We start from the raw sequence: 22418 nt of genomic DNA, 5'->3' as shown, positions 1-22418 counted from the left end.
AGCGGGACGAGCCAGCGTGTAAGCAACAGACACACAGGTACTCGATCAAAACCCGCACCGGTCCCGGCGCGGGTTTTTTCGTTTCAGAACATGGCAGCACCCTTCCTCCTCACCCGACCCCTCTGCAAGGAACCACCACGATGAGCACCAACGACCTGCCCCAGACCAAGATCGCTGTCGTCGGCTACGGCAGCCAGGGCCGCGCGCACGCACTGAACCTGCGTGAATCCGGCTTCGACGTGGTGGTGGGCCTGCGGCCCGGCGGCCCGACCGAAGTCAAGGCCCAGGCCGATGGCTTCACCGTCAAGGCACCGGCCGAGGCAGTGAAGGATGCCGACCTGGTCGCCGTGCTGACCCCGGACATGGTGCAGAAGAAGCTGTACGAAGACGTGCTGGCACCGAACATGAAGCAGGGCGCGGTGCTGCTGTTCGCGCACGGCCTGAACGTCCACTTCGACATGATCACCCCGCGCGACGACCTGGACGTGGTGCTGGTCGCGCCGAAGGGCCCGGGCGCGCTGGTCCGCCGCGAATACGAAATCGGCCGCGGCGTGCCGTGCATCTGGGCCGTGCACCAGGACAAGAGCGGGAACGCCGCCAAGCATGCGCTGGCCTATGCCACCGGCCTGGGCGGCGCGCGTGCCAACCTGATCCAGACCACTTTCAAGGAAGAGACCGAAACCGATCTGTTCGGCGAACAGGCAGTGCTGTGCGGCGGCGCCTCGGCGCTGGTGCAGGCCGGTTTCGAAACGCTGGTGGAAGCCGGTTACCAGCCGGAAATCGCGTACTACGAAGTGCTGCACGAACTGAAGCTGATCGTGGACCTGTTCTACGAAGGCGGCATCTCGCGGATGCTGGAGTTCATCTCTGAAACCGCGCAGTACGGGGACTACGTCAGCGGCCCGCGGGTCATCGACGCCGGCACCAAGGAGCGCATGAAGGAGGTCCTGAAGGACATCCAGGACGGTACGTTCACCAAGAACTGGGTTGCCGAGTACGAAGCGGGGCTGCCGAACTACAACAAGTTCAAGCAGGCCGACCTGGACCATCCGATCGAGAAGGTAGGCAAGGAACTGCGCGCCAAGATGGTCTGGCTGCAAGGCCAGGCTGCGTAATCCACGCAGCCCTCCCCCACCCGCTCTGCAAGGTTCCCCATGAACATCCCCGCACAACGCAGCGCGCCGCCCAACGGCGCGCGCTGGCTGACCCAGGCACTGGAGGCCGAAGGCGTGCAGACGCTGTTCGGCTATCCAGGCGGTACGATCATGCCGTTCTACGACGCCCTGGTGGATTCGCGGTTGAAGCACGTGCTGGTGCGCCACGAGCAGGGCGCCGCGTTGGCTGCCAACGGCTTTGCGCGCGCCAGTGGCCGGGTCGGCGTGTGCATCGCCACTTCCGGCCCGGGCGCTTCCAACCTGGTCACCGGCATCGCTGATGCGATGCTGGATTCGGTGCCGATGGTCTGCATCACCGGCCAGGTCGCCACGCCGTTGCTGGGTACCGATGCGTTCCAGGAACTGGACGTGTTCGGACTGACCCTGCCGATCGTCAAGCACAGCTGGCTGGTGCGCAGCGTGGATGACCTGCCGCGCGTGGTCGCCGAGGCGTTCCGCATCGCGCGCGAAGGCCGCCCCGGCCCGGTGCTGATCGATCTGCCCAAGGATGTCCAGGTCGCCGATGCCAGCCATCTGCCGGCCCATGTCCCGGCCACGGTGGAGGCACCGCCTGCGCCGACCGGGCAGGCCATCGCCGATGCCATCGCCGCCATTGCAGGCGCGGAAAAGCCGGTGATCTACGCCGGCGGCGGCATCGCACTGGGTGACGCCGTCGATGCGCTGCGCGATTTCGCCGCGGCCAGCGGCATACCCACCGTGCTGACCCTGCGTGGCCTGGGAGCACTGCCGGCAGGACACCCGCAATCGCTGGGCATGCTGGGCATGCATGGCACCCGCGCGGCCAACATGGCCGTGCAGGAAGCCGACCTGCTGCTGGTGCTGGGCGCGCGCTTCGATGACCGCGCCACCGGCAAGCTGACCGAGTTCGCGCCCTTCGCGCGCGTTGTGCACATCGATGCCGACGCCTATGAAATCTCAAAGCTGCGTACCGCCGACGTCGCCGTCCCCGGCAATGTGGCCCAGGCCATCCGCGCCCTGCACGCCGCCTTCCCGGCACCGCCGGCCACCCAGTCCGCCTGGCGCAACCGCTGCGCGCAGCACCGCGAGAAGTTCATCGCCCGCTACGACGCACCGGGCAAGCACATCTACGCGCCCGCGCTGCTGAAGCGACTGAGCGAGTTGGCGCCGGCCGATGCGGTGATCGCCTGTGATGTCGGCCAGCACCAGATGTGGGTGGCCCAGCACTGCCGCTTCAACCACCCGCGCAACCACCTGACCAGCGGCGCGCTGGGCACGATGGGCTTCGGCCTGCCGGCGGCAATGGGCGCGCAGTTCGCCTGCCCCGAGCGCACCGTGGTGCTGGTCTCCGGCGATGGCAGCTTCATGATGAACGTGCAGGAGCTGACCACCATCGCGCGCTGTCGCCTGCCGGTGAAGATCGTGCTGCTGGACAACAGCTCGCTGGGCATGGTCCGGCAGTGGCAGGAACTGTTCTTTGCCGAGCGCTACAGCGAGATCGACCTGTCCGACAACCCGGACTTCGTCGCGCTGGCCAAGGTGTTCGGCATCGCCGCCACCCGCATCGACGCGCGTGACGACGTGGAAGGTGGGCTGGCGGCGCTGCTGGCCGAACCCGGCCCGGCGCTGCTGCACGTGGCCATCGATGCGCGCGCCAATGTGTGGCCGCTGGTGCCGCCCAACACCGCCAACAGCACGATGCTGGAAGCCAACCCCGCCCATGTCAGCCAGGAGGCTCCCAATGCAATACCGGCTTGACCTGGTGCTGCATCCGGCCGAAGGCGCGCTGCTGCGCGTGATCGGCATGGCCGAGCGACGCGGCTTCGCCCCGCGCGCCATCCACGGTGCACCCGATGCCGATGACCAGGGCCGTTGGCACCTGCAGTTGGTGGTGGATGGTACCCGTCCGCCGGAAACCCTGTGCCGGCAGATCGAAAAAATCTACGACTGCGTATCGGTGCAGGTGACCGAACTGCAGGGAGCAGCCGCATGAACGCCCGTACCGTGCAAGCGGTGCCGGCACGGAGGCGTCTTCTTCGGCGCCCGTCGTCGTGGCCGTGCGCACAACGCGTGGTCCACCATGCCTGCCGCTGACCGCGCCGGCACCGAACCTGACGTAGGCGATGTAACCGTCGCCGACGTGCTGGCCGCGCAGGCCCGCCTGCGCCGCTTCCTGCCGCCCACGCCGCTGCATCACGCCGAACGCTTCGGCACCTGGCTGAAGCTGGAAAACCTGCAGCGTACCGGCTCCTACAAGGTCCGCGGCGCGCTCAATGCACTGCTGGCCGGCCGCGAGCGCGGCGACCTGCGTCCGATCATCTGCGCCTCTGCCGGCAACCACGCCCAGGGCGTGGCCTGGGCCGCGCATCGGCTGGGCGTGCAGGCGATCACCGTCATGCCGCACGGCGCGCCGGCCAACAAGATCGCCGGCGTCGCCCACTGGGGCGCCACCGTGCGCCAGCATGGCGAGAGCTACGACGACGCCTGGGCCTTCGCGGTGGAACTGGCCCAGCGCCATGACTACCGCTTCCTGTCGGCCTTCGACGATGCCGATGTCATCGCCGGCCAGGGCACGGTCGGCATCGAACTGGCGCCGCATTCGCCGGACGTGGTGATCGTGCCGATCGGCGGCGGCGGCCTGGCTTCCGGTGTCGCCCTGGCGCTGAAATCGCAGGGCGTGCGCATCGTCGGCGCGCAGGTCGAAGGGGTGGACTCGATGGCCCGCGCCATCCGCGGCGACGTCCGTCCGATCGCCCCGGTGCCCTCGCTGGCCGACGGCGTGCGGGTGAAGATCCCCGGCTTCCTGACCCGCCGCCTGTGCACCTCGCTGCTGGACGACGTGGTGATCGTGCGCGAAGCGGAGCTGCGCGAGACGCTGGTGCGGCTGGCGCTGGAAGAAAACCTGATCGCCGAAGGCGCCGGCGCGCTGGCGCTGGCCGCCGGTCGCCGGGTCGCCGGACGCCGCAAGTTCGCGGTCGTCTCCGGCGGCAACATCGATGCTTCGGTGCTTGCCGGCCTGCTCACCGACGTGCGCCCACGCGCCCCGCGCAAACCGCGCCGGCGCCGCCCCGAAACCCTGCGAACGCCCGCCGTGGCGGTCGCACCACCCGCCTTGAAACCTGCTTCTTCCCCTTCCCACCTGCACGCCGCACTGCCCGCTGTCGAGGAGACTTCCCCATGACCACGCCGACCATCGAACGAATTACCCCGCCGCGCATCCGCATCTTCGACACCACCCTGCGCGATGGCGAACAGTCGCCCGGCTGCAGCATGAGCCCGCAGCAGAAGCTGGTCATGGCGCGTGCGCTGGACGAGCTGGGCGTGGACGTGATCGAAACCGGATTCCCGGCCAGCTCCCAATCCGACCGCGAGGCGATGACGATGATCGGCCGCGAAGTACAGCGCCCGATCCTGGCGGTGCTGTCGCGCTGCCTGGCCGGCGACATCGAAACCTCGGCGCGCTCGCTGGACGCAGCCGCGCACCCGCGCCTGCACGTATTCCTGTCCACCAGCCCGCTGCACCGCGAGCACAAGCTGCGCATGAGCCGCGAGCAGGTGCTGGAATCGGTGCACAAGCACGTCGCGCTGGCGCGTTCGTACATTGATGACGTCGAGTTTTCCGCCGAGGACGCCACCCGCACCGAACTGGACTACCTGATCGAAGTGTCACGCGTGGCGATCGCCGTCGGCGCCACCACCATCAACCTGCCGGACACGGTCGGTTTCACCACGCCGGAGGAAATCCGCGCGATGTTCCAGCAGGTCATCGCCGGCGTCGCCGATGTCAGCGGTGCCGGGCAGGTGATCTTCAGCGCGCACTGCCACAACGACCTGGGCCTGGCCGTGGCCAATTCGCTGGCCGCCATCGAAGGCGGCGCCCGCCAGGTCGAATGCACCGTCAACGGCATCGGCGAGCGCGCCGGCAACTGCTCGCTGGAGGAGATCGCCATGGTGCTGAAGGTGCGCCAGGCCTTCTACGAGCAGGACACATCCATCAACACCCCGCGCATCGTCGGCACCTCGCAGCTGCTGCAGCGGCTGGTCGGCATGCCGGTACAGCGCAACAAGGCAATCGTCGGTGCGAACGCCTTCGCCCATGAATCCGGCATCCACCAGCACGGCATGCTGCGGCACCGCGGCACCTACGAAATCATGCGCCCGGAAGACGTGGGCTGGGAGGACTCGCAGATGGTGCTGGGCCGCCACAGCGGCCGCGCCGCGGTCGAGGCGCGCCTGCGCGCACTGGGCTTCTGGCTGGAAGAAGAAGAACTGAAATTGGTGTTTGAGCAGTTCAAGTCGCTGTGCGAGCAGCAGCGCGTGGTCACCGATGCGGACCTGCAGACCCTGATGCAGGGCGGCGCCAGCACCCCGGGCTACCGTCTGGCCTCGATGACCATCAGCGATGTCGGCAGCCGTGCCAATGCACTGGTCGAACTGTCCGATCCGGATGGCAACCGGGTGGCCGAAACCGCACAGGGCGATGGCCCGGTGGATGCGCTGTTCGGTGCCCTGTCTTCGGCCACCGGCGTCAGCCTGCAGTTGGACAGCTACCAGGTGCACAGCGTAGGCATCGGCGCGGACGCACGCGGCGAGGCCAACCTGAGCGTCCGCAGTGGCGAGGACGTCTTCGAAGGCACCGGCACCAGCCGCGACATCATCGAGGCCTCGGCCTTGGCCTGGCTGGACGTCGCCAACCGCCTGCTGCGCCAGCGCGAAGCCACTGCCGCCCCTGACACCGCCGCTGCGGCGGCCCACGCCTGAGGATTCCAGCATGAGCGCTTTCACCTCCGTCGGCATCGACGCCGGCCAGGCCTGGAATGCCCAGGATTACGCCATCGACGCCGGCTTCGTGCCGGTGCTGGGCAGCGCGATCGCGCGCCTGCTCGATGCGCGCCGGGGTGAACGGGTCCTCGACCTCGGCTGTGGCGACGGCGTGCTCAGCACCGAACTGGCACTGACCGGCGCGCAGGTGATCGGCGTGGACGCCTCGCCCGAGCTGGTGATCGCCGCGCGCGCACGCGGGGTCGATGCGCAGGTCATGGACGGCCATGCGCTGGCCTTCGATGGCGAATTCGATGCAGTGTTCAGCAACGCCGCGCTGCACTGGATGCGCGAGCCGGACCGCGTACTGGCCGGTGTGCGGCGTGCATTGAAACCCGGCGGACGCCTGGTCGCCGAGTTCGGTGGCGATGGCAACGTCGCCGCCATCGTCGGTGCCGTGCAGGCCGCCCGCGTGGCGCACGGCCACGGCGAAAGCGCGTTCAACTGGTACTTCCCCACCGTGGAAGCGTACAGCGATCGCCTGCGCCAGCATGGCTTCCACGTGCAGTTCGCCGAGCGCGTGGAGCGCCCCACGCCGCTGCCCACCGGCATCGCAGGTTGGCTGCGGGTGTTCGCCGCGCCGTTGCTGGCCGACCTGGACAGCGCGACTGCCTGCCGCATGCGTGATGCCGCCGAAGCACTGCTGGCCGACCTGCCACGTGATGCGTCGGGGCTGCCGCTCGCCGACCATGTGCGGCTGCGCGTGCTTGCACGTCGCCGCTGAGTGTTGACCCCGTCCCGATTACCCCTGATGTTCTTCATCGCACCTTCCTGCCAGGCCATCGCATGACCCCCGCACCCAGCACTCTGTACGACAAACTGTGGGACGCCCACGTGGTCGTCCCCGAATCCGACAGCGCGCCCGCCGTGCTGTACATCGACCTCCACCTGATCCACGAAGTGACTTCGCCACAGGCCTTCACCGAGCTGCGCGAACGCGGCCTTTCGCCGCGCCGGCCGGACCGCACCAAGGGCACCATGGACCATTCCACGCCGACGCTGCCCGCGCGCGCCGATGGCTCCCTGCCCTATGCCAGCGCGGCCTCCGAAGCCCAGGTGGCGATGCTGGCCAGCAACTGCGCCGAGTACGGCGTGGAACTGTTCGACATGGCTTCGGCCGACCGCGGCATCGTGCATGTCATCGCTCCGGAACAGGGCTTCACCCTGCCCGGCATGACCATCGTCTGCGGCGACAGCCATACCTCCACCCATGGTGCGTTCGGTTCGCTGGCGTTCGGCATCGGCACCAGTGAAGTCGGCCATGTGCTGGCCACCCAGTGCCTGCTGCAGCGCAAGGCGAAGACCATGGCGATCACCGTGGACGGCGCGCTGCCGGCCGGCGTCGGCGCCAAGGACGTGGTGCTGCACATCATCGGCGTGATCGGAGTCAACGGCGGCACCGGCCATGTGCTGGAGTTCCGCGGCAGCACCATCGCGGCGATGGACATGGAGCAGCGCATGACCCTGTGCAACATGTCCATCGAAGCCGGTGCTCGCGCCGGCATGGTGGCCCCGGACCAGGTCACCTTCGACTGGGTGGCCGCCACCCCGCGCGGGCCGAAGGGCGCCGACTTCGATGCCGCCGTGGCGCGCTGGTCGCAGCTGCGCAGCGATGACGGTGCGCGCTTCGATGCAGAGGTTTCGATCAACGCGGCCGACATCCGTCCGACCCTGACCTGGGGCACCCATCCGGGTACCGCGATCGCTGTGGACGCGCCGATCCCGGCGGCCAACGATGCCGCTGCACAGAAGGGCCTGGACTACATGCAGCTGCGTGCCGGCGACACCCTGCAGGGGACGCCGGTGGACGTGGTGTTCGTGGGATCCTGCACCAATGGGCGGCTGAGTGACATGCGTGAAGTCGCCCAGGTGCTGCGTGGCCGGCAGGTGGCCGATCACGTGCGCATGCTGGTGGTACCGGGCTCGGAAATCGTCAAGCGCCAGGCTGAGGCCGAAGGCATCGATGCCATCGTGCGCGCCGCCGGTGCCGAATGGCGCGAGCCCGGCTGCTCGATGTGCATTGCGATGAACGGCGATCTGGTGGCGCCGGGCCAGCTGGCGGTGAGCACCAGCAACCGCAACTTCGAGGGCCGCCAGGGCCCGGGCTCGCGCACCTTGCTGGCCTCGCCGATGACCGCCGCGTGGGCGGCCGTCAATGGCCGCGTCGCCGATACCCGCGACCTGTTCAACCAGGAGGTGGCCTGATGAGCGGCTTCCGCACCCTGGCGTCGGCCAGCGTGGTGTTGCGCCAGACCAACATCGACACCGACCAGATCATCCCGGCGCGTTTCCTGTCCACCACCGAACGTGCCGGCCTGGGCCGCAACGCGTTCAACGACTGGCGCTGGACCGCCGATGACACGCCCAATGCCGATTTCGCCTTCAACCAGCCGCATAACGCCGGTCGCAGCATCCTGCTGGCGGGCCGCAACTTCGGCTGCGGCTCCTCGCGCGAACACGCGCCATGGGCACTGACCGACCTCGGCCTGCGCGCCATCGTCAGCAGTGAGATCGCCGATATCTTCCGTGGCAATTCGCTGAAGAACGGCCTGCTGCCGGTGGTGCTCGACGAGGCCGACGTACAGGCGCTGATGCAGCGCCCGGATGACGTGCTGACCCTGGACATCGCCGCGCGCGAGCTGCGCACGCCCGATGGCCGCGTCTACACTTTCCCGCTGGATGGTTTTTCGCAGACCTGCCTGCTGGAAGGTGTCGACCAGCTGGGTTACCTGCTGGGCCGCGTCCCCGAAATCGAACGTTACGAGAACGAACATGCACGCTGAGATCGTCGTACTGCCCGGTGATGGCATCGGCCCGGAAGTGGCCGCCGCCGCCGTGGCCGTGCTGGAAGCCGTCGCCACCCGCTTCAACCACACCTTCAACTTCAACGAACATGACATCGGCGGCATCGCCATCGACCGCCATGGCGAACCGCTGCCGATCAGCACGCTGGACGCCTGCCGGGCGGCGGACGCGATCCTGCTGGGCGCGGTGGGCGGCCCGAAGTGGTCCGACCCGAATGCGAAGGTACGTCCGGAACAGGGTCTGCTGGCGATCCGCCGCGCACTCGGCCTGTACGCCAACCTGCGCCCGGTGCGCACCCATGAAGCGGCGCTGGGCGCCTCGCCGATCAAAGCCGAACTGCTGCGCGGCGTCGACTTCGTGGTGGTGCGCGAACTGACCGGTGGCATCTACTTCGGCGAAAAGACCCGCACTGCGGACACCGCCAGTGACCTGTGCAGTTACAGCGTGGTGGAAATCGAGCGGGTGCTGCGCAGTGCCTTCCAGCTGGCCCGCCAGCGCCGTGGCAGAGTCACCTCGGTGGACAAGGCCAACGTACTGGAAACCTCGCGGCTGTGGCGCGACGTTGCCACCCGGCTGGGCCGCGAGGAGTTCGCCGACGTGGCGCTGGAGCACCAGCTGGTCGATTCGATGGCCATGCACCTGCTGGCCAAGCCACGCGAGTACGACGTCATCGTGACCGAGAACATGTTCGGCGACATCCTGACCGACGAAGCCTCGATGCTGGCCGGATCACTCGGCCTGCTGCCCTCCGCCTCGCTGGGAGAACCCGGTGCGGTCGGCATCTACGAGCCGATCCACGGTTCGGCACCGGACATTGCCGGCAAGGGTATCGCCAATCCCTACGCGACGATCTTCAGCGCGGCGATGCTGCTGCGCCATTCGTTAGGCCTGGAAGCCGAAGCCGCGGCGGTTGAAGCGGCCGTGCATGCGGCGCTGGATGCAGGTGTGTTCACTGCGGATCTCGCTGCCGCCGGCAGCGCGGCGTCCACCACGCAGGCCACTGCCGCAGTGCTCGAACGACTGCAGGGCTGAGGCAACGTCAACGTCAACGTCAGAAGCTGCAGGGCTGTGCGGTTGGCGGGACGGGGCAGGTTCGCGGGGGACGTCAAGAGCCGCTCCTGCGGGCCTCGTTTCGCGCCATCCATGGCGCTCAACGCCCCCGCGACCCTGCCCCGCCCCACCTTCGACAAGTCCATGGCGGCCATGGGACACGCGCATTGGTAGCGCCGACCCATGATCGGCGGAATGGTCCCGCCAACGGTCCGCTGCGCTCGCCGACCATGGGTCGGCGCTACCGCTTCTCTTTTTCTTTCATACGCGGCGGGCGGCCCCGGAACCCGTCAGGGCGCCGGGCGGTGGGGCTGGGCGGGGGCGTTGAGCGCCATGGATGGCGCGAAACGAGGCACGCACGGATGCAGCCTTTGCCGTCCCCCGACCAGCCCCACCGCCCGGCGCCAACCAGCCAGCGTGCTCCAAGCAGCCCCCCGCGAGGGGGCTCAGCCCGTTCGACCCACCTCACCCGGCCGCACCCGGAACCACGCCGCATACAACGCCGGCAGGAACACCAGCGTCAACACCGTCCCCACGATCAACCCGCCCATGATCGAGATCGCCATCGACCCGTAGAACGCGCTGCGCGACAGCGGAATCATCGCCAGCACCGCCGCCAGTGCGGTCAGCACGATCGGACGGAAGCGCCGCACGGTGGCATCCAGGATCGCGTCCCAGCGGTCATGTCCGGCATCGATGTCCTGCTGGATCTGGTCGATCAGGATCACCGAATTGCGCATGATCATGCCGGCCAGCGCGATCGTGCCCAACAGGGCGACGAAGCCGAACGGCGACCGGAACAGCAGCAGGAACAGGGTGGCGCCGATGATGCCCAACGGCGCGGTGACCAGCACCATCGCCGTGCGCGAGAAGCTGCGCAGCTGCAGCATCAGCAGCGTCGCCACCACCACCAGGAACAGCGGCATGCCGGCCTTGATCGAATCCTGGCCGCGCGCGGAATCCTCCACCGTTCCGCCGGTTTCCAGCAGGTAACCGCTGGGCAGCTGCGCGCGGATGCCTTCCAGCGTCGGCAGCAGCTGCTGCACCACGTCCAGCGGCTGCATGCCATCGCCGATATCGGCACGCACGGTCACCGTCGGCAGGCGGTCGCGGTGCCAGATGATGCCATCTTCGAAACCATGCTCCAGCGTGGCCACCTGGGACATGCTGATGCTGCCACCGGAAGGCGTGGGCATCTGCAGGCTGCCCAGCAGTTCCAGGCTCAGCCGCTCATCGTCCGCGCCCCGCACCACCATCTCGATCTGCCGGTTGCCTTCGCGGTACACGCTGGTCGTCTCGCCGGCCAGCGAACTGGCCACGAAGTTGCTGACCTGGGCGCTGGTGACCCCAAGCACGCGGGCACGGTCCTGGTCGATCACCAGCCGCACCACCTTGCTGGGTTCGCTCCAGTCCAGGTTGACGTTGATGGTGTGCGGGTTGGCGCGCACCTTTTCTTCCACCTGGCGGGCCAGCGCCTGCACCTGCGCGATGTGTTCGCCGGAAATGCGGAACTGCACCGGATAGCCTACCGGCGGCCCGTTCTCCAGCCGGGTCACGCGCATCTGCACGTCCGGGAAGGCGGGCACCACCTCGCGCTGCAGCCAGTCACGCACGCTTTCACGTGCCTGCGTGTCATTGGCCAGTACCACGAACTGGGCAAAGTTGGTTGCAGGCAGCTGCTGGTCCAGCGGCAGGTAGAAGCGCGGCGAGCCGGTGCCGACGTAGGCCACGTAGTTGCGGATGCCATCGCGGCCCGCCAGCAGCGTCTCCAGCTTGGCAACTTGGTCGCGGGTGGCGTTCAGCGACGCGCCTTCGGCCAGTTCGATGTCCACCATCAGCTCCGGCCGCGTGGAGTCCGGGAAGAACTGCTGCGGGACGAAACGGAACAGGAGCAGCGAGCCGATGAACAACAGGATGGTCGCGGCGATCACCCACCAGCGATGGCGCAGGCATCCTTCCAGGAAGCGCCGGAAGCGCACGTAGAACGGGCGCTGGTACGGATCGTGGTCGTGCCCATGCACCGGTGGCGCGAGCAGGTTGGCCAATGCCGGAAAGCGGTCCGCCCACGCCTGCCGCCGGGCATGCCAGCGACCCAGCAGGCTGCCCGGTTTGGGCGGCTGCCGGTTGTACAGGTCCGGCAGCATCTTGTCGCCGAGGTAGGGGATGAACAGCACCGCCGCGATCCAGGACACCACCAGTGCAATGGTCACCACCTGGAACAGCGAACGGGTGTACTCACCGGTACTGGAGGCCGCGGTGGCGATCGGCAGGAAGCCGGCTGCGGTGATCAGCGTGCCGGTCAGCATGGGGAAAGCGGTGGATTGCCAGGCGAAGCTGGCCGCGCGCAGGCGATCATAGCCCTGCTCCATCTTGGTGGCCATCATTTCCACCGCGATGATCGCATCGTCCACCAGCAGGCCCAGCGCCAGCACCAGCGCGCCGAGCGATATCTTGTGCAGGCCGATGCCGAAGTAGTGCATGACGAAGAAGGTCATCGCCAGCACCAGCGGGATGGTCACCCCGACCACCAGCCCGGTGCGCAGGCCCAGCGAGAAGAAGCTCACCAGCAGCACGATGACCACCGCTTCGGTGAGCACCTGCACGAACTCGCCGACGGATTCATCCACCGCCTGCGGCTGGTCGGACACCTTGCGCAGCTGCATGCCGGCCGGCAGCGTCTTCTGCAGCCGTTCGAACTCCGCATCCAGGTGCGTGCCCAGCGCCAGGATGTCACCGCCGTCCTTCATCGCCACCGCCAGGCCGATCGCATCCTCGCCCATGAAGCGCATCTTCGGGGAGGCCGGATCGGCGAAGCCACGGTGCACGTGCGCGATGTCACCCAGGTGCACGGTACGCTGGCCGACGCGGATCGGGAACGCGCGGATGTCCTCGATGCTGTTGAACTGGCCACTGACGCGCAGCTGCACGCGATCGCTGGTGGTTTCCAGGAAGCTGGTATTGGCCACTCCGTTCTGCTCGGCCACGGCCTGCTGCACTTCCTGTCGCGAGATGCGCAGCGAAGTCAGCTTGGTGTTGGACAGTTCGATGAAGACTTTTTCGTCCTGCAGGCCGACCAGCTCCACCTTGCCCACGTCCGGCACCCGCTGCAGTTCCAGCTGGATGCGATCGGCGTAATCGCGCATCAGCGCATAGTCGAAACCCTTGCCGGTCAGCGCGTAGATGTTGCCGAAGGTATCGCCGAACTCATCGTTGAAGAACGGCCCGACGATTTCCCGCGGCAGCGTGGCCTGGATGTCGCCGACCCGCTTGCGCACCTGGTACCAGAGCTCCGGGATCTGCTTCGAACGCAGGTCGTCGCGCGCCATGAAGATGACCTGCGATTCGCCCGGCCGCGAGTAGGACCGGATGAACTCGAACTCGCCGGTGTTCATCAGCGCCTTCTCGATCGGCTCGGTCACCTGCCGCGACACCTGCTCGGCGGTTGCACCCGGCCACAGCGTGCGCACCACCATCGCCTTGAAGGTGAAGGGAGGGTCTTCGGATTGGCCGAGGTGCTTGTACGACCATGCGCCGATCAGGGCAAAGGCGAGCATGGCGAACAACACCAGCGGACGATTGGCCAGCGCCCACTCGGAAAGATTGAAACGGCGCACCGGCTTACTCCCCCGCCTTGCTGGCGGCAGCCGCCGGCTTCAGTACCGGGCGGTTCTGCCGGTCCACCGCGGTCACCGACTGGCCTGCGCGCAGCAGGTGGCCACCGGCCGCAACCACCCAGTCACTTGCCGTGATGCCGCTCAACACCGGCACCGTATCGCTGCCGTAAGCCCCTGCGGTTACCGGCACTGCCTTCAGACGCGAGGTGGACCGATCCACCACCCACACGCTGGCGCGGTCATCGGCACCGCGCTGCAGGGCGGCCAGCGGCAGCTGCAGTGCCTGCTTGCCGTTGCCTCCCACCTGACCGTGCACGCGCGCGCTCTGGCCCAGGCTGACATCGGCCAGCGCGTCGGCGGCCAGGCTGACCCGCGCGGCGAAGGTCCGCGATTGCGGATCGGCGGCGGCGGCGACCTCACGGATCGTCCCCGGCAGCATCGGCCCACTGCGGCTCCACGGCTCCACCTGCACCGCCGTACCGACCGGGAAATCGCGCAGCATCGCCTCGGGCAGATCGATCCGCACCTCGCGGCCATCGTCGGCGGCCAGCGTGAACAACGTCTGCCCGGCCGCCACCACCTGCCCGGCTTCGGCATCGGGCTCGCGGCTGGCAATCACCCCGTCGGCGGGCGCGCGCAGCTGCGCATAGCCGGCCTGGTTGCCCAGCACGTTGGCATTGGCACGCGCAGCGTCCACCTGGCCCTGCGCCGCTTTGAACGCGGCAGCCTGCTGGTCCAGGGCCGAGCGGCTGATCAACTGCTGCGCCGCCAGCGCTTCATAGCGTTTGTGGTCGTCACGGGCGCGGACGAGTTCGGCCTGCGCGGCTGCCAGCTGCGCCTGCGACGCGCGTGCCTGCAGGGCGAAGTCGGCCGGGTCCAGCTCGGCCAGCAACTGTCCCTTGACCACCCGCTGGCCGGCGTCCACGTCCCGCCGCAGCAGCTTGCCGCCAACCCGGAAGGACAGCGCGCTTTCCTGCCGCGCGCGGACTTCGCCGGGGAACACCGTGGCGCCCTCACCGGCCGCAACCAGCGGGTGCACCACCAGCACCGGCACGGCGGCGAAGGGGGGTTCCGGCTTGTCGGAGCAGGCAGCCAGCGCGGCCACTCCCAGTGCAATTCCCATCCAGCGCACGCTCTTCATCGGTGTTCGTCCTGATTACGCATTCGAGTGGTGGCAGCTGCGCGGAGGCGCGGCGCCGGGCGGTTTAGTGAACCCGGCGGTATAGTATAAATATCGAACCGCTTGGTCTACTATTACGCCGATGATGTGTCCCTTCTCCCGCAAGAATGCGCCCAGACCTGCCAGCAAGACGGCAGGCCCGGGTCGCCCCAAGGACCTTGGCAAGCGTGCCGCCATCCTGGAAGCGGCCAAGGCGCTGTTCGTGGAACAGGGGTACACCGGCGTCAGCATGGACGCCATCGCCGCCCAGGCCGGTGTTTCCAAGCTCACCGTGTACAGCCATTTCGGTGACAAGGAATCGTTGTTCGGCGAGGCGGTCACCTCCAAGTGCGTGGAAATGCTGCCCGATACCCTGTTCGTCGCCGATGCCGAAGGGCCCCTGCGCGACCAGCTGCTGGGCATCGGCGCGGCCTTTTTCGAGCTGGTCACCTCCGATGCGGCGGTGTCGGTGCAGCGGGTGATGATGGCGCCGGAGACCGATGACCGCCTGCGCGAAATGTTCTGGCAGGCCGGGCCCCGGCGCACCACCGAAGCGTTGGCCGAGTTCCTGCGCGCCCGGACGGCGCGCGGCGAGCTGGATATCCAGGACTTCCCCACTGCCGCTTTGCAGCTGATGACCCTGGTCAAGGGCGAACTGCATACACATATGATGTGCGGCCTGCAGCCCCCGCTGGCGGCCGCTGATGCCGGCCGGCACGTAGCGGCCAGCGTGGATTTCTTCCTGCGCGCGTATGTCCCCCGCCCGGCCCAGGCGGGCCCGGGTGGTGACTGACACCCACAACCTGAACAAGCCGGAGGTCGCGATGACTTCCGGCACTGCGACCCCGGCCGCCCTGAATACATGCTCCGGGTGCGCCGACGGCCTCCGGCACCGGTAAAATGGCCGGCCCACTGCGCTGGATTGGAACCTCATGACGATTGATTACGCACACGCCCGTGAACTGATGGTGGAACAGCAGATCCGTCCCTGGGACGTGCTGGACATCAAGGTGCTCGACGTCCTGGCGCGCCTGCCGCGCGAGGCCTTCGTGGCAGAAAGCCATCGTGCATTGGCCTATGCGGACATCGAGCTGCCGCTCGGCGGCGGGCAGAAGATGATGAAGCCGGTCGTCGAAGGCCGCACCCTGCAGGCGCTGGATCTGCAGCCGGGTGACGAAGTGCTGGAAATCGGCACCGGCAGCGGTTACCTGTCGGCCTGCCTCGGCGCGCTGTCGCGCGAAGTGCTCAGCCTGGAAATCGATCCGGAGCTGGCCGCCACCGCGCGTGCACGCCTGGACAGCACCGGCCTGGGCACCAACGTGCGCGTGGACGTAGCCGATGCCCTGGCCTGGCAGACTGACCGCCGTTTCGATGTGATCTGTGTCACTGGCGCCGTCGACCGCGTGCCGTCACAGTTCGCCACATGGCTGCGTCCGGGCGGTCGCCTGTACATCATCCACGGCCGTTCACCGGCGATGGAAGCGATCCTGGTCAAGGCCGATGGCAGCACCGAATCGCTGTTCGAAACCGATATCGATTACCTGCGCGGTGCCGCGCCGGCCCCCCAGTTCCACCTCTGAGTCCAAGGAAGCCGCAATGATCCGCCGAACCCTCGCTATTGCGCTGGCCACCGTCCTGCTGCCGCTGTCCGCCCATGCCGCCGACCTGCTGCAGGTCTATGAAATGGCCCGCAATGGCGACCCGCAGCTGTCCGCTGCCGAATCCACCCGGCTGTTCGACAAGGAAGGCGCCGTGCAGGCACGCGCCGCCCTGCTGCCGCAGATCAACGGCGTCGCCTCGTTGAACCGCACGCGCACCGAAGACCGGGGCAACAACACCGGTACCTTCGAAAGTCGCCGCCGCACCTACACCATCGATGGCAGCCAGACGCTGTTCAACTGGAGCCAGTTCAGCACCCTGCGCGCCCAGCGCGAACTGAGCCGTGCGGCTGATTTCAACCTCGATTCGGCCAACGACGACCTGATCGTGCGGACCTCGGCGGCCTACTTCAACGTGCTGGTGGCGATCGAATCATTGAACGCGGCCAAGACCAACGAAGAAGCAGCCAGGAAGCAGTTCGACTTCGCCGACAAGCGACTGGAAGTGGGCCTGGCGCCGATCACCGACGTGCATGAAGCGCGCGCCCAGTACGACCAGGCCCGTGCCAACACCATCGTTTCGCAGAACACCCTCGCCGATGCCTACCAGGCACTGACCGAACTGACCGGCCAGCCGGTGACCAACCTGCGCGGCCTGCCGGAAGACTTCCGTCCGGAAGTGCCGGCCAACCGCGGCAACGTCGACCAGCTGGTGCAGAGTGCGGTCTCGCAGAATCCGGCGCTGAAGGCGCAGGAACTGCAGGTCAGTGCATCCGAAGCCAGCGTGCAGGCCGCACGTGCCGGCCACCTGCCCACGCTTGCCCTGGGCGCCAGCGTCGGCCAGGGCGCGACCTGGGGCGACAGCACCGGTGCGGGCGGCTTGAGCCCGGATACGCGCACCAACAGCGTCGGCCTGACCTTGAACGTGCCGATCTTCGCCGGCGGCGCCACCCAGTCCGCGGTCCGCCAGGCGCTGGCCCAGCGCGACATCGCGCAGGATGGCTACGAACAGCAGAAGCGTGCACTGGACCGCAACACCCGCAACGCCTACCAGACGCTGGTGGCGGGCATCAGTGAAGTGGAAGCCCGCCGCCTGGCGGTGGTCTCCGCGCAGAGCGCCTACGATGCATCGCAGGTCGGCCTGGAAGTGGGTACCCGCACCGTGCTGGACGTGATCCAGAACCAGCGGATCCTGTTCTCGGCACAGCTGGATTACGCCAATGCGCGTTACACCTTCCTGCAGAACCGCCTGCTGCTGAGCCAGGCCGTCGGCGCGCTGGACATCGCCGAACTGCAGGAAATCAACCGCCTGCTGACCGTCGACGCCGGCAACCCGAGCACCACGGTCAACAACTGACCCCAGGCCGGTGTGAACATGAAAAGCCACCCGCATGCGGGTGGCTTTTTGGGTAGTGGACGGCCGCTGGCCGTCAATCGGTTGGGCGGCCTGGTGGATGAGGACCGCTGGTCGTCACATGCAACCGACCAACGCGCTCACCATGCCATGTTCACCGCTACCTGCGGCACGAGCACCTCGCTGCTGTTGCGGCCGGCCAGCGACACCTGCGCACCGGCGACGAGCGCGACATGGTCGTTCCAGTGGTACTGGATTGCCGGAACGATCGAGAACCGCCAACTGGCCGGATCGCGTCGGTACATCTCCTCGCTCCCCGTCGCCTTCGCCACCCTGCCGCGCACGCTGCCGGCGCTTTCACGCTCATGCAGCAGCTCGCCGGCCAGCACCCAGGCGGGCGACAGGCTGTACTCCGCCGCCAGCAGGCTGGTCACTGCTGCTCCCAGCCGCACCCTGCCATCGAAGCCCACCGGCGTGCCGAACGCGCTCTGGCCCCGCACGCCGGCATTGGCGCCCGGCGTGCGCCACAGCGTACTGGCGCGCATCCGCAGGTGCCCGTCAAGGAAGTAGGCCTGGCCGTGCAGGCCGAAGCTGGTGGCGCCCACGCCGGTTCCGCTGGCGACCGAGATCGGCCGCTCTTCCAGCCGGTCGTGATGCCCGGTGGCGATGCTCTGGCGGACGGCCAGGGTCAGCGTCGGCCGATGCACGCCCTGCCCCTTGTACAGCCCGAACAGCGCGGACAACGTGGTGTCACCGATATCGAAGGCACGCTCGTTGGCGTCGTCCCGGTTGTAGGACGCGTTCAAGCTGGCCGCGATGGTCACGCGCTCATGCAAGCCGTACTGGACAGGCACGGCCAGATACCACCCGTCCGGTCCACCGGCGTCGCGACGGTTGCCTTTTTCGTCATACAGGCCACGCAGCTGGCTGTTGATCAGGTAGGGCTCGATGTTGAGCATGCCCACCGGCAGTGGCGGTGCGGGGCTGAGCAGCGGGCCGGCAAAGCGCGGCCCCTCGGCGGCGGCGTGGCCGGGCAGCGTGGATGCCAGCAGCATAACGACCACGGTCCCTGCGGAACGGCGGTTGACGCGATCGGACATGATGTTCTCTCTCCTCGACACAAGCATCTGCCTGCCCTGATGACGCTAGGCGGACTTCCGCCACGGGGACATGCGGAAAGTTGGGGAGATGAGAATTTGAAAGCTATCGAATGTTCTCAATAGAAACAGGCGGCCTATTGAAAGCAGCGCGCGCAGCGCTAAACGTCGCCTGATCAATGTCGCATCCACCTCGTCTTGAGGCGAGAACAGCACGCCCCTCCGAGGCAGAAGCGTGCTGGCACGCACGAAACGAAGCGCATGCACCGCATCCTGCTTGACGCACCGGATCGAGGCCCACACCATGCGCCCACTTCATCGCCCCGGGGGCCCCTGCTTGGACAGTCACAGTAGATCCTGCGCTTACTGAGCGGACCGGACACTGCCAGGCAGGTCGCGTCCGCCAGGACGGGGCCCGGTGCCGCCCGCCGTGGGCGGCCTGAACTTCGAACATCGCACTGTTTACCTTCGGCCCAAGTGGGAGCCGCTGGCGTATCCGTCTGCCGGAGAACGACCATGCGCTTCACCTTCCTTCGCCTTGCCCCGCTGTGGGCGACCCTCTCTGCCAGCGGCCCGCTGCATGCCGCCGCGAGCCTGCTGGTGGACGATGCCGGCACCACCCCGGAAGGGACCTGCCAGCTGGAAACCTGGACGCGCCAGCCTGCCAGCCATCGGGAACTGACCGCCGTGCCGGCGTGCACGTTGTCCGGCACCGAACTGTCGCTGGGGCTGAGCCATCTGCGTGGCGAAGGGGCCATGCCCTGGGCACTGGGTGCCAAACGCGCAGTGCGTCACTGGCACGACGAACGCCTGCAGTTGGCCGCATCCATCGAAACCGCGGGCGATGTCCGGCAGGGCGGCGCACGCAGCTGGTCACTGAATCTTCCACTGAGTGTTGCACTGGACCGGCAGGCCCTGACCGCCGCGCATTTCAACGCCGGATGGAGCCGATCACGCCACGAACGCGGCATCACCCTGGGCGCCGGGGTCGATATCCGGATCGCCCCGACGTGGTCGCTGCTGGCCGAACAGGCACGCGACCCGGCCCGCCATCTCAGCAGCCAGCTGGGCATCCGCCGTGACCTGCCCGGCGGGGCATCGCTGGATCTGCTGGCCGGCCGCCTGCATGGCCGAACCGGCACGTCGTGGATCACCGTCGGCCTGAACCTGCCGCTGTCGCGCTGAGCGTCTCCCCGACGCGCGTCGCCCCCCGCATTCCCCCTTCCTTCAACCAGAAAAAAAGGAATCATCACGATGAACCGTGAAGAGCTGATGTTCGCCGTGCGCCGCTTTGCCCATGCACCCGACCGCGAAGGCTTCGCGACGCTGGTCCGTGCATCGCATCCCTCCGACCTCGCCGAAGCTTTGCTGTGCACCTCCGCGCAGTCACTGTCAGCGCTGTTGCTGCTGCTCGATCCGCAGCAGCGGGCCGACCTGTTCGCCCATCTGGCCTTCTCCCAGCAGGATGAACTGATCGCCCTGCTGCCCCGGCAGACCGTCTTCGATCTGGTCGAGCGGATGCCCGCCGATGATCGGGCGGATCTGTTCAATCGTCTCGACGCGCTGTCCCGACCGGACCTGCTGGCCGGGCTGGATGGCGTGGAGCGCGAGGACATCCTCACGCTTTCCGCCTATCCCGAGCAGTCGATCGGCTCGGTCACCACCTCCGATTTCGTCGCAGTCAACAGCGCCCAGACCGTCACACAGGCGCTTGCGCATATCCGCACCCTCGCCCCCAGCAGCGAGACGATCTACTCCCTTTACGTCCTGGACGACCAGCGTCGACTGCAGGGGACCGTGTCGTTGCGCGACCTGGTGGTCGCCGCCGGCGATGCGACGGTGGCCAGCCTGGTGCGGCCGGACCCGGTCTTCGTCCAGGCCGCGTGGCCGCGCGCGCAGGCCGCCGAGCTGATCCGCCGCTATGACCTGCTGGCCGTGCCGGTGCTGGATGCCAGCCAGGCCATGATCGGCATCGTCACCGTCGACGATGCGATGGACATCGACAAACAGCAGGATGCCAACCAGCTGGCGCGCTTCGGCGGCACGGCGGTGGCGGGCGGCACGGACCTGGACATGATGGCCACCCCGCTGCGGCGGATGTTCAGTGTCCGTGTGTTCTGGCTGGCGGTGCTCACCTTCTTCGGCATCATCACCAGTACCTTCGTCGCCGCGCAGGAAGAACTGCTCAGCCAGGCGATCGTGCTTGCCGCGTTCATCGCACCGATCGTGGACATGGGGGGCAACACCGGCAGCCAGTCAGCCACGCTGGTCATCCGCAGCATGGCGCTGGGCGAACTGGGACTCAGCTGGCGGCATGTCCTGTTCGTCATCAAGCGCGAGCTGCCGGTGGCGGCGATGCTGGGCATCACCATCGCGCTGCTGGAAGCGGTGCTGGCCTGGTTCAGCAAAGGCGTGGGTGTCGACGTGCTGCTGGTGGTCGGCCTGAGCATGCTGGTGTGCACTGCACTGGGCGGCGTCATCGGCGCGCTGCTGCCGTTCCTTGCGCGTCGCATGGGCACTGACCCGGCCACCCTGTCATCGCCCCTGATCACTTCGGTGATGGACCTGGTTGGCGTGTTCGTCTACTTCGGCTTCGCCTGGGCCCTGCTGGGAGACCAGCTGGTCGGCACGGACGCCTGAGGCAAGCACGATGCGGGCGGGGTGCAGCGCATCCCCACGATGCGCTGCACTCCACCTGATGTTTCAGAATCCCATGTTGATCGCGATCTGTGGCGCAACCAGCGCGGTCGCATTGCGCCCCATCACGCCCACCTGCAGTCCACCGATCAACCCGACCCGGTCACTGAGGTGATACTGCACGGCGGGCAGCACGGACAGCCGCCACATCGAGGGCCGTTGTCGGCGCTCGGCGCTGCCATGCCCTTGGTCGCCGCGCAGCGTCGAGCCGCCGTCCTGTTCGTAAAGCACTTCGCCCACCAGCGTCCAACGTGGGGCCACGCTGAACTCCGCCGATGCCGTGGCCCCGGATCCGTGACCCAGCCGGATGCGCCCATCGAACCCGGTGTCGGTGCCGTACACGCTGCGCCCGCGCAGGCGTGCGCGTGCCCCGGGCAGGGTCCAGTCGACGCTGGCCCGTGCGCGCAGCCGTCCCTCGAGCAGGTAGGCCTGGCCATGCAGCACCATCGTGGTGGAGGCCGCGCCGGTGCCACTACCGGGCACGTCGCGCCGCTCCAGCCGATCGTGGCGGCCGGTGGGAAGCCGCTGCCGCGCGGTCAGCGCAAGGCGCGCCCGGTGCGCCCCGCCGGCATCGATCAGCCCGAACGATGCCGCCACGGTGGTATCGCCGGTGGCTAGCGCGCGGCTGCCGCCGGCCAGCCTGTTGTACTGCCCGCGCAATGTCCCACCGACACTGAACCGGTCGGTCACCCCGTACTTGATCGGGATGGAGGTGCTCCACTGCATCGGCGCCGGGCTGCGCAGGCGCTGGCCATCGCCATCGAAACGGGCCGCCGAGCGGCTGGAGACGACATAGGGTTCGATGTTGAGAGCACCCTTCGGCAACGGGGGCCCCGGCGTCGCCAGCGGACCGATGAAATGCGGGACATCCTGCACGCCGGCCGCCTGCGCGCAGGCAGCCATCGACGATAGCAGGGCAATGGCCAGGCGCATCCCACGGCGGCGGCGTGGCAGGCAAAGACGAAGCACCATGGCGTTCTCCACGAAGAGCAGGCAGATGCCTGTTCGTGGACGCTAGGACGCCGCTGCAGGGCGCCCTATCGGGCAAATCTGAAAAGAAGCCGGCGCGGCCGATGCGTCGCCGCGACGG

At 67.9% G+C, this 22418-nt stretch carries 18 protein-coding genes; 14 read left to right on the top strand and 4 right to left on the bottom strand.

Going from position 1 to position 22418, the window contains the following annotated elements:
* Positions 1-140 precede the first annotated feature (140 nt).
* From ilvC to leuB, 9 genes are all read left to right on the top strand, one after another.
* The gene (gene ilvC / locus CXG43_RS05320; protein WP_101099004.1) at positions 141-1115 is read left to right on the top strand and encodes a ketol-acid reductoisomerase; all 975 of its coding nucleotides are present in this window, start codon (positions 141-143) and stop codon (positions 1113-1115) included.
* A gap of 39 nt (positions 1116-1154) precedes the next feature.
* Complete coding sequence (gene ilvG / locus CXG43_RS05315; RefSeq protein WP_101099003.1) at positions 1155-2891, top strand: acetolactate synthase 2 catalytic subunit; 1737 nt, start codon at positions 1155-1157, stop codon at positions 2889-2891.
* Complete coding sequence (locus CXG43_RS05310; protein WP_101099002.1) at positions 2875-3126, top strand: ACT domain-containing protein; 252 nt, start codon at positions 2875-2877, stop codon at positions 3124-3126. The genes ilvG and CXG43_RS05310 overlap by 17 nt, the downstream gene beginning before the upstream one ends.
* 87 nt (positions 3127-3213) lie before the next feature.
* Positions 3214-4314, top strand: coding sequence for a threonine dehydratase (locus CXG43_RS05305; protein WP_101099001.1), 1101 nt, complete (start codon positions 3214-3216; stop codon positions 4312-4314).
* Positions 4311-5894 (top strand): 2-isopropylmalate synthase, encoded by a 1584-nt coding sequence (locus CXG43_RS05300; RefSeq protein ID WP_101099000.1) that lies wholly within the window; start codon positions 4311-4313, stop codon positions 5892-5894. The genes CXG43_RS05305 and CXG43_RS05300 overlap by 4 nt, the downstream gene beginning before the upstream one ends.
* Positions 5895-5904: 10 nt before the next feature.
* The gene (locus CXG43_RS05295) at positions 5905-6678 is read left to right on the top strand and encodes a class I SAM-dependent methyltransferase (RefSeq protein ID WP_101098999.1); all 774 of its coding nucleotides are present in this window, start codon (positions 5905-5907) and stop codon (positions 6676-6678) included.
* A 62-nt stretch (positions 6679-6740) separates the two neighbouring features.
* Entirely contained in the window at positions 6741-8159 is a 1419-nt protein-coding gene (gene leuC / locus CXG43_RS05290) for a 3-isopropylmalate dehydratase large subunit (RefSeq protein WP_101098998.1), read from the top strand.
* Positions 8159-8737: a 3-isopropylmalate dehydratase small subunit gene (gene leuD / locus CXG43_RS05285; RefSeq protein ID WP_101098997.1), complete on the top strand. Its 579-nt coding sequence runs from the start codon at positions 8159-8161 to the stop codon at positions 8735-8737. The genes leuC and leuD overlap by 1 nt, the downstream gene beginning before the upstream one ends.
* Positions 8727-9791 (top strand): 3-isopropylmalate dehydrogenase, encoded by a 1065-nt coding sequence (leuB, locus tag CXG43_RS05280; RefSeq protein WP_101098996.1) that lies wholly within the window; start codon positions 8727-8729, stop codon positions 9789-9791. Before leuD ends, leuB begins: the two co-directional genes overlap by 11 nt.
* Positions 9792-10255: 464 nt before the next feature.
* Here the strand turns inward: leuB and CXG43_RS05275 are convergent, their stop codons facing one another.
* The gene (locus tag CXG43_RS05275; protein ID WP_101098995.1) at positions 10256-13423 is read right to left on the bottom strand and encodes an efflux RND transporter permease subunit; all 3168 of its coding nucleotides are present in this window, start codon (positions 13421-13423) and stop codon (positions 10256-10258) included.
* A gap of 4 nt (positions 13424-13427) precedes the next feature.
* Positions 13428-14564 (bottom strand): efflux RND transporter periplasmic adaptor subunit, encoded by a 1137-nt coding sequence (locus tag CXG43_RS05270; RefSeq protein ID WP_101098994.1) that lies wholly within the window; start codon positions 14562-14564, stop codon positions 13428-13430.
* Positions 14565-14685: 121 nt separating this feature from the next.
* Here CXG43_RS05270 and CXG43_RS05265 point away from each other — a divergent pair, with 121 nt between their 5' ends.
* The 3 genes from CXG43_RS05265 (at position 14686) to CXG43_RS05255 (ending at position 17537) form a co-directional block, all read left to right on the top strand.
* Positions 14686-15375, top strand: a complete 690-nt coding sequence (locus tag CXG43_RS05265; RefSeq protein ID WP_101098993.1) for a TetR/AcrR family transcriptional regulator — start codon at positions 14686-14688, stop codon at positions 15373-15375.
* Between the two features lie 139 nt (positions 15376-15514).
* Entirely contained in the window at positions 15515-16162 is a 648-nt protein-coding gene (locus CXG43_RS05260; RefSeq protein WP_101098992.1) for a protein-L-isoaspartate O-methyltransferase, read from the top strand.
* A gap of 16 nt (positions 16163-16178) precedes the next feature.
* Positions 16179-17537 carry a TolC family outer membrane protein gene (locus CXG43_RS05255; RefSeq protein ID WP_101098991.1) on the top strand — a complete coding sequence of 453 codons (1359 nt, stop codon included), beginning with the start codon at positions 16179-16181 and terminating at the stop codon, positions 17535-17537.
* A gap of 137 nt (positions 17538-17674) precedes the next feature.
* Here the strand turns inward: CXG43_RS05255 and CXG43_RS05250 are convergent, their stop codons facing one another.
* A complete protein-coding gene (locus CXG43_RS05250; protein WP_101098990.1) occupies positions 17675-18634 on the bottom strand; it encodes a hypothetical protein in 960 nt (319 codons plus the stop codon).
* Positions 18635-19147: 513 nt separating this feature from the next.
* Here CXG43_RS05250 and CXG43_RS05240 point away from each other — a divergent pair.
* Positions 19148-19816 carry a hypothetical protein gene (locus CXG43_RS05240; protein WP_101098988.1) on the top strand — a complete coding sequence of 223 codons (669 nt, stop codon included), beginning with the start codon at positions 19148-19150 and terminating at the stop codon, positions 19814-19816.
* A 69-nt stretch (positions 19817-19885) separates the two neighbouring features.
* Positions 19886-21271, top strand: coding sequence for a magnesium transporter (mgtE, locus tag CXG43_RS05235; RefSeq protein ID WP_101098987.1), 1386 nt, complete (start codon positions 19886-19888; stop codon positions 21269-21271).
* Positions 21272-21334: 63 nt separating this feature from the next.
* On the opposite strand, the gene CXG43_RS05230 is transcribed toward mgtE, so the two are convergent.
* Entirely contained in the window at positions 21335-22300 is a 966-nt protein-coding gene (locus tag CXG43_RS05230; protein ID WP_157825058.1) for a hypothetical protein, read from the bottom strand.
* Between the last annotated feature and the right edge of the window lie 118 nt (positions 22301-22418).

It is taken from the genome of Stenotrophomonas sp. Bg11-02 (genome assembly GCF_002836635.1).
GTDB lineage: Bacteria > Pseudomonadota > Gammaproteobacteria > Xanthomonadales > Xanthomonadaceae > Stenotrophomonas > Stenotrophomonas lacuserhaii.
This window is presented reverse-complemented; position numbering and strand designations above follow the sequence as displayed.

What these genes read in the sequence shown, in the direction of transcription:
- ilvC (WP_101099004.1), top strand. Translation starts at nt 141, where the DNA reads ATGAGCACCAACGACCTGCCCCAGACCAAGATCGCTGTCGTCGGCTAC.
- ilvG (WP_101099003.1), top strand. Translation starts at nt 1,155, where the DNA reads ATGAACATCCCCGCACAACGCAGCGCGCCGCCCAACGGCGCGCGCTGG.
- CXG43_RS05310 (WP_101099002.1), top strand. Translation starts at nt 2,875, where the DNA reads ATGCAATACCGGCTTGACCTGGTGCTGCATCCGGCCGAAGGCGCGCTG.
- CXG43_RS05305 (WP_101099001.1), top strand. Translation starts at nt 3,214, where the DNA reads ATGCCTGCCGCTGACCGCGCCGGCACCGAACCTGACGTAGGCGATGTA.
- CXG43_RS05300 (WP_101099000.1), top strand. Translation starts at nt 4,311, where the DNA reads ATGACCACGCCGACCATCGAACGAATTACCCCGCCGCGCATCCGCATC.
- CXG43_RS05295 (WP_101098999.1), top strand. Translation starts at nt 5,905, where the DNA reads ATGAGCGCTTTCACCTCCGTCGGCATCGACGCCGGCCAGGCCTGGAAT.
- leuC (WP_101098998.1), top strand. Translation starts at nt 6,741, where the DNA reads ATGACCCCCGCACCCAGCACTCTGTACGACAAACTGTGGGACGCCCAC.
- leuD (WP_101098997.1), top strand. Translation starts at nt 8,159, where the DNA reads ATGAGCGGCTTCCGCACCCTGGCGTCGGCCAGCGTGGTGTTGCGCCAG.
- leuB (WP_101098996.1), top strand. Translation starts at nt 8,727, where the DNA reads ATGCACGCTGAGATCGTCGTACTGCCCGGTGATGGCATCGGCCCGGAA.
- CXG43_RS05270 (WP_101098994.1), bottom strand. Translation starts at nt 14,564, where the DNA reads ATGAAGAGCGTGCGCTGGATGGGAATTGCACTGGGAGTGGCCGCGCTG.
- CXG43_RS05265 (WP_101098993.1), top strand. Translation starts at nt 14,686, where the DNA reads ATGATGTGTCCCTTCTCCCGCAAGAATGCGCCCAGACCTGCCAGCAAG.
- CXG43_RS05260 (WP_101098992.1), top strand. Translation starts at nt 15,515, where the DNA reads ATGACGATTGATTACGCACACGCCCGTGAACTGATGGTGGAACAGCAG.
- CXG43_RS05255 (WP_101098991.1), top strand. Translation starts at nt 16,179, where the DNA reads ATGATCCGCCGAACCCTCGCTATTGCGCTGGCCACCGTCCTGCTGCCG.
- CXG43_RS05250 (WP_101098990.1), bottom strand. Translation starts at nt 18,634, where the DNA reads ATGTCCGATCGCGTCAACCGCCGTTCCGCAGGGACCGTGGTCGTTATG.
- CXG43_RS05240 (WP_101098988.1), top strand. Translation starts at nt 19,148, where the DNA reads ATGCGCTTCACCTTCCTTCGCCTTGCCCCGCTGTGGGCGACCCTCTCT.
- mgtE (WP_101098987.1), top strand. Translation starts at nt 19,886, where the DNA reads ATGAACCGTGAAGAGCTGATGTTCGCCGTGCGCCGCTTTGCCCATGCA.
- CXG43_RS05230 (WP_157825058.1), bottom strand. Translation starts at nt 22,300, where the DNA reads ATGGTGCTTCGTCTTTGCCTGCCACGCCGCCGCCGTGGGATGCGCCTG.